Origin of the sequence: Nocardia aobensis NBRC 100429 (assembly GCF_000308375.1) — a bacterium.
In the GTDB taxonomy this organism is placed as follows: Bacteria; Actinomycetota; Actinomycetes; order Mycobacteriales; family Mycobacteriaceae; genus Nocardia; species Nocardia aobensis.
Window position 1 is genome coordinate 1 of sequence record NZ_BAFQ01000081.1, and the last position, 5,694, is coordinate 5,694.

Sequence of the window (5,694 nt, forward strand, 5' to 3'; positions counted from 1 at the left end):
TTGCCCGACAGCACCGGCGCGAGCGCCGTCGCCAGCTGCCGGCCGATGGTGGCGTCGTCACCGTCGTCGCCGTCGAGCAGATCCAGTTCCCGCAGTGCCCGCGCGACCGGCCGGAAATCACCGTCGATGGCGCTGGCGTGGAACAGCGCGCGCACGAACGCCCGCCACTGCGGCGTCATGGTGCCGACGATGCCGAAATCGAGCATGGCGGCCCGGCCGTCGTCGAGCAGCCAGAGGTTTCCGGCATGCACGTCGCCGTGGAAAAGACCGTGCACCACAACACTTTCCACCCATGCCTTGACCAGCCGGCGGATCAGCAGCTCGGGATCGGGGTGGGCGGCGCGGATATCGTCGAAGCGGTCGAGCGGCATCCCGCGCATCCGCTCCATGCACAGCACGCGCGGTCCGCAGTACTCCCAGTACACCTCGGGGACGACGACACCGGTGTTGTCGCCGAAGGCGGCGAGATCGACCCTCGCCTGTGCCTGATTGCGGGCCTCGTTGCGGAAGTCCAGCTCGGCGACGGTGGTGTCGTACAGATCGCGGACGACACCCTCGGCGTTGGCGATGCGGGCGTTCTCCGAACGTTTGGTCAGGGTGCCGGCCAGCCGGTACGCGGCGCGCAGATCGACGATCATGCGCCGGGCGATATCGGGACGCTGCACCTTCAGCACCGCCGGGCGGCCGTCGGCGAGGACGCAGGCGTGCACCTGAGCCACCGAGGCGGCCGAGAGCGGTTCGTCGTCGAATTCCCGGAACAGTCGGTCGATCGGGGCGCCGAGGTCGGCCTCTATCACCGCGCGCGCGTCGGTGGCCGGAAACGGCGGGACGTCGTCGAGACAGCGCAGGCACGCGTCGGCGAGTTCGTCCGGAAACGAGGCCGGCGACGACGCGATGAGCTGCCCGAGCTTGACGAACATCGGGCCCAGCGCCTCGAAGCCGTCGACCGTCCCCTCGGCCATCGCCCGTCGCCGCTTCGCCGGGCGCAGACCTTGGCGCAGCACACGGCGCGTCACCCGGCTGCCGATCGTCGTGCCGATCGCGGCGGTACGACGGAACTCCGCGAATCCGAATTTCTCCAGCGCCGGTACCGGCTGCGGTGGAGTCTCCCCCGCGCCCGGTCCGGAGGCGGTCTCGGTGGCCGCCGCCGTCACCGCAGGACTCCGCTGGTCACCCACTCACCTGCCCGAATCATTCGTTGCGACCGTCCCCTCGTCATGTGGTTCGTGCACAGTCTACGACTGCCGAGCCACCGTACCGGCCGGTGTGGCGTGCCCCACGCGCGGACCGGCCCGCCGACGGCGTCGCCTTCACCGCGTGACGAGCCGGTTCACGGCGCGATGCCCAGACCTGCGGCGAGGACCGGCCACGAGCGTTTCAGCGCGTCCTGCCAGTAGCCCCACGAATGCGTGCCCGTCGGTTCGAAGTCGAAGGTGGCCGGGATTCCCAGCTCCCCCAGGCGAGTCGACATATTGTGCGTGCACCAGTTCACCGCGGCCTCGATCACCCCGCCGATCACGAGCTGATCGAGATATCCGCGCGGCCCGGGCTGCATGTGGTCACCGCCGTACACGTCGTACATGCCGGGTACACCGGTGCCGGTGGAGATGAACAGATTCAGTCCCCGCAGGCCGTCGGCGTGCACGTACGGGTCGTTGGCCGCCCACATCGGGTCGTCGTCGGGGCCGTACATGTTCTCCACGTCGCCGCCGCCCCACGTCTGCACCGCCATTTTGACGAATTCGCGGCCGATCGGATCACTGATCTGCGCACATCCGGAATACGCGGCCACCGACCGATACAGTCCCGGGGCCGCGATCGGCAACTGCAGCACCGAGGTCCCCGACGTCGACAACCCGGCCAGCGCGTTGGCGCCGGTGGTGCGGTAGCGCCCGTCGATCAGCGGCGGCAGTTCCGCGGTGAGGAACGTCTTCCATTTGTACACACCGAGTTTCGGGTCCGGCGCGCGCCAATCGGTGTAGTAGCTCCAGCGGCCCCCGACCGGCTGCACCACATAGGTCTGCTTGGCCGACAGGAAACCCGCGACATCGGTGTTGCGCTCCCAGGTGGCCGAATCCTGGCCTCCCCCACCGCCGTTGAGCAGATACAGCACCGGCGCCGGCGACTGGTCGTCGGCCGGTGTCTGCACCTTCACCATGATGTCGGTGTTCATCGCCGCCGAATGCACCCGCAACTGCTCGGTCCGCGGATCGAGCCGCCAGCTACCGGTGACCGCCGACCCGTCCGCGGCGACCGGATCGGGTTGCGCACCGGCGGGCGCGGCCCCCAGCACCGCGCCCGCCATCATCAGAACGACGGGAATGATGCTGCCGCGCAGCACCTTTCCGAACATGAGAACTCCTTCGTGACAGAACGATCGCCGCGGAGACGACGAGGCCCGCCGGGCGATGCTGTGTGAGGACATCGCCCGGCGGGACCACCACCGTGGGTGTGTGCACTCCTGTGCGCGGATACGAAGCCGGCGTACCTCGGTCCGCGCCGGACCCCACGGCGGCGTGCGGCCCGCCGGAACACGATGGGAATTCAGGGTTTCCGCGTTCCGGCGGGCAGGTCGGACGACTCAGAGCTTGCCGCCACCGCCCAGCAGCCACGGGTTGAAGCTGCAGGTCAGCGCGGGAGTCTGAGCCGAATCGAGAGTGTTGAGGATGATCGAGAGCACCCGCGGCGAATACATCATCGTCAGGTGATCCGACAGATCCTGTTCGCAGCCGTCCTGCAGGGTGACGTTCTTGACCGTCGCACCGGGCCCGGGCTGCAGGAAGGTCAGATCGTACGGCGTGGTCACCTCGTCGTAGCGGGTGCCGACCACCGTGTAGTCCACACCCGGCATCGTGTCACCACCGGCATTGAGCTGGTTGACGAAATCCGATCCGACCGTCTGCTGGATGCCGGAGTGGCCGACGAAGATCTCCACCAGTCCGAGCACGTCGATGCCGAAGTTGTTGATGGCCCGGCCCAATGCGCCGATGCCGTCGAGGGTGGTGCCGTGGTTGGTGGCGCCGAAGGTCATCATGTGATGCACCTTCGCCGCACCACCGTCGAACTTCAGATACCACCGCGACATCGCGCCACCCTGGGAATGGCCGACCAGATTCACCTTCTGCGACCCGGTCGCCGCCAGCACGCGGTCCACGAATTGCGCCAGCTGCTTGGACGAATCCTGAATCAAGCCGGTGCCGTTCGCGCCCGGCAGTACCGATCCCAGGCCGCCGCCCTGAATCAGATTGGATTTTCCGTAATTGAAGGTGAATACGCAGTAGCCGGCGTCCTTGATCGGCTGGCTGACGAAGGAGAAGTTGTCGTAGGCGTTCTCCCACGTGCCGTGCACCAGCACCACCGGCTCCGGATGCGCCGCGGTGGGTTTGCAATTCCAGTCGTTGGTCCCCGGCGGGGCCACGTCCGGATGCAGCAGGCCGTATCCGAAGGCGGCCAGGAACGAGCTCTGCGCCGGGCCGTAGCCGATGGTGTCGCTGGAGGTTCCACCCGACGAGCCCGAGCTCGACCCGGAACCGCCGTAGCAGTCGCCCGACCCGTTGCCGGATCCCGCGCCACTGCCCGAGGTGCAGGCCGAACCGGTGCCGGAGCTGCCGGAATCGGCGATCGGGTGAGCGGCGGGATTCTTCAGTCCCTGGTCGATGAAGTCGACCAGTCGCTGCTCCTGCTGCTGATCGTTCGACGCCACCGCCGGCTCGGCGTCGGCGCCGATCCCCGCGAAGCCCATTGTCAACAGCGAAACCCCCACGACGACCGCGGCGCTCAGCGACCTGCGGCGGGTGTTTGGTCTCATGGGTGAACCTTTCGTCAGAACATCGGCGTTCTTTGTTGCGATGCGCGACAGCGAGCCGCGCGGCCGAAACTGAACTCAGACGCTAAAGTCGCTGACGAGCCGCCGATACGGACAAAGGCAGTCTCTTCGGAATCTCACGAGGCGCCGGACCGACCGCAGTGAAGTTGCACAGCCGGGCGAATTGCCCGGTGGCGTCAGGCTTTTCCCGATATCGGCGCAGTCACAGCAGCAATGTCGGCCGTGCCGTGAAATATCCAGCGATACAACCAATTACGACGCAATCACGAACAGATATCGGATTCTCACTGGAGTTGTCCGCCCGGTCCGGTCCACGTGAGTACGTGGCACGGCCCCACGTCGTCTGGAGTCCTGATGCCCGGCTTTCGTACTACCCTGCGGCCCAGAGGTTTTCGCTTCCTCGCCGCCGCCGCACTGGCCGTCGGCGCACTCACCGCGGCCGCCTTCCCCACCGCCGCCGCCGATCCGCTCACCGATGCGGCCGGCGTTATCGAACAGCTGCGCGCCGTCGGTGATCCGCTGCCGCCGCTGCCCGCCCCGCACGGGCCGACCACCGCCATCGTGGTGCTCGGTTACGGATTGCTGCCCGACGGCGGGATGAGACCCGAACTCGTCGCCCGGCTGCAGGCGGCGCTCGTACAGGCGATGGTGTCGCCGGCCTCGCCGATCATCGTCACCGGCGGGAATCCCCGCGGTGGCACCACCGAAGCCGACGCCATGGCCGGCTGGCTCGTCGGCCAGGGCATCGCCCCGGAGCGGATCCACATCGAGTCACGCGCCAGCGATACCGTCGAAAACGCCGTCAACTCCGCGGAAATGATGCACGCCCTGGGTGCCGGCGATGCGGTGGTCGTCACGTCGGCCGACCATATGCCCCGTGCCGTAGCCGATTTCGTCGACGCGGGGGTGGCGGTGGTGGGCACGGTCAGCCCGCAGGATCTGCCGCCGGTGGTGCTGGAGGCGTTCGGGCCGCAGCAGTGAATCCGGAGCAGCGGTGAATCCGGAGCCGCCGGCCTTCTAGCGCGGGCCCCAGGTTCGCGCTATACCGAGTCCGGCGGCCAGCGCGTCCCACGCCGACGGCAGCGCCGCGGTGAAATCCGGCCAGGAATGCGTCCCCGCGGGGATGTAGCGCACGGTGGCCGGGATGTTCAGCTGAGCGAGCCGCGCGGCGAACCGTTCGGTGCACGTGCGCGCTCCCGCCTCCAACGCGATGCCTCCGCCCGCGGACCGCAGCGCACCGGCGACGTCGTGCGCGGTGGCGATCGCGGTCAGATCCGGTGGGCTCGGCAGGCCGGTGGCCGCCGACAGATAGATCGGCGTACCGCGCAGGGTATCGGCGCCCAGATAGCTGTCGTGCGCCGCCCATTCCGGCGAATTCGGTGGGCCCCAGAGGTTTTCGGGGTTCCCGCCGCGTGAGGCCACGGTGATGCGAGTGACGGCCTGGCCAACCTCGTCGGCGGTCGAATAGCAGCCGCTGATACCCGCGACCGCGCGATAGAAGCCCGGGTGACGCTGGGCCAGCATCATCGCCGCCTGCGCGCCCATCGACACTCCGGCGATCGCCCGGCGTCCGTCGGAATGCAGATATTTCTCCACGATCGGCGGCAGTTCGTCGACGAGGAAGGTCTCCCACCGGTTGAGGCCGAGGTTCTGGTCGTAGTGGTCCCAGTCGGCGTACATACTGCCGACGCCGTCGCCGGGTAGCACCACGTCCACCGGTTTGCCTGCGAAGAAGCGTGCGGCCTCGCCGTCGGTGAGCCACCCCGAGGTCGCCGCACCCTCGACGCCGTCGAGAAGATAGAGGGTGGGCCGGGGTTCGCTACCGCCGCCGTGCAGTACATCGATGGGCACCACCCGATGCATCGCGG

At 68.2% G+C, this 5,694-nt stretch carries 5 protein-coding genes; 1 reads left to right on the forward strand and 4 read right to left on the reverse strand.

Annotation, left to right across the window (positions count from 1 at the left end; genetic code table 11):
- The 3 genes from RJ03_RS10745 to RJ03_RS10755 all read right to left on the reverse strand — a co-directional run.
- A partial coding sequence (locus tag RJ03_RS10745) for an ABC1 kinase family protein (protein WP_036500854.1) occupies positions 1 to 1,154 on the reverse strand: 1,154 nt, incomplete at its 3' end.
- Positions 1,155 to 1,330: 176 nt separating this feature from the next.
- Positions 1,331 to 2,353, reverse strand: coding sequence for an alpha/beta hydrolase (locus RJ03_RS10750; protein ID WP_083870737.1), 1,023 nt, complete (start codon positions 2,351 to 2,353; stop codon positions 1,331 to 1,333).
- A gap of 228 nt (positions 2,354 to 2,581) precedes the next feature.
- Positions 2,582 to 3,808 (reverse strand): esterase/lipase family protein, encoded by a 1,227-nt coding sequence (locus RJ03_RS10755; RefSeq protein ID WP_036500856.1) that lies wholly within the window; start codon positions 3,806 to 3,808, stop codon positions 2,582 to 2,584.
- 372 nt (positions 3,809 to 4,180) lie between these two features.
- On the opposite strand from RJ03_RS10755, the gene RJ03_RS10760 reads away from it, so the two are divergent.
- Positions 4,181 to 4,807 (forward strand): YdcF family protein, encoded by a 627-nt coding sequence (locus tag RJ03_RS10760; protein WP_051024546.1) that lies wholly within the window; start codon positions 4,181 to 4,183, stop codon positions 4,805 to 4,807.
- A gap of 36 nt (positions 4,808 to 4,843) precedes the next feature.
- Here RJ03_RS10760 and RJ03_RS10765 read toward each other — a convergent pair.
- Positions 4,844 to 5,694, reverse strand: an 851-nt coding sequence (locus RJ03_RS10765; protein ID WP_036500862.1) for an alpha/beta hydrolase, incomplete at its 5' end; no start/stop codon positions are given.

What these genes read in the sequence shown, in the direction of transcription:
- RJ03_RS10750 (WP_083870737.1), bottom strand. Translation starts at nt 2,353, where the DNA reads ATGTTCGGAAAGGTGCTGCGCGGCAGCATCATTCCCGTCGTTCTGATG.
- RJ03_RS10755 (WP_036500856.1), bottom strand. Translation starts at nt 3,808, where the DNA reads ATGAGACCAAACACCCGCCGCAGGTCGCTGAGCGCCGCGGTCGTCGTG.
- RJ03_RS10760 (WP_051024546.1), top strand. Translation starts at nt 4,181, where the DNA reads ATGCCCGGCTTTCGTACTACCCTGCGGCCCAGAGGTTTTCGCTTCCTC.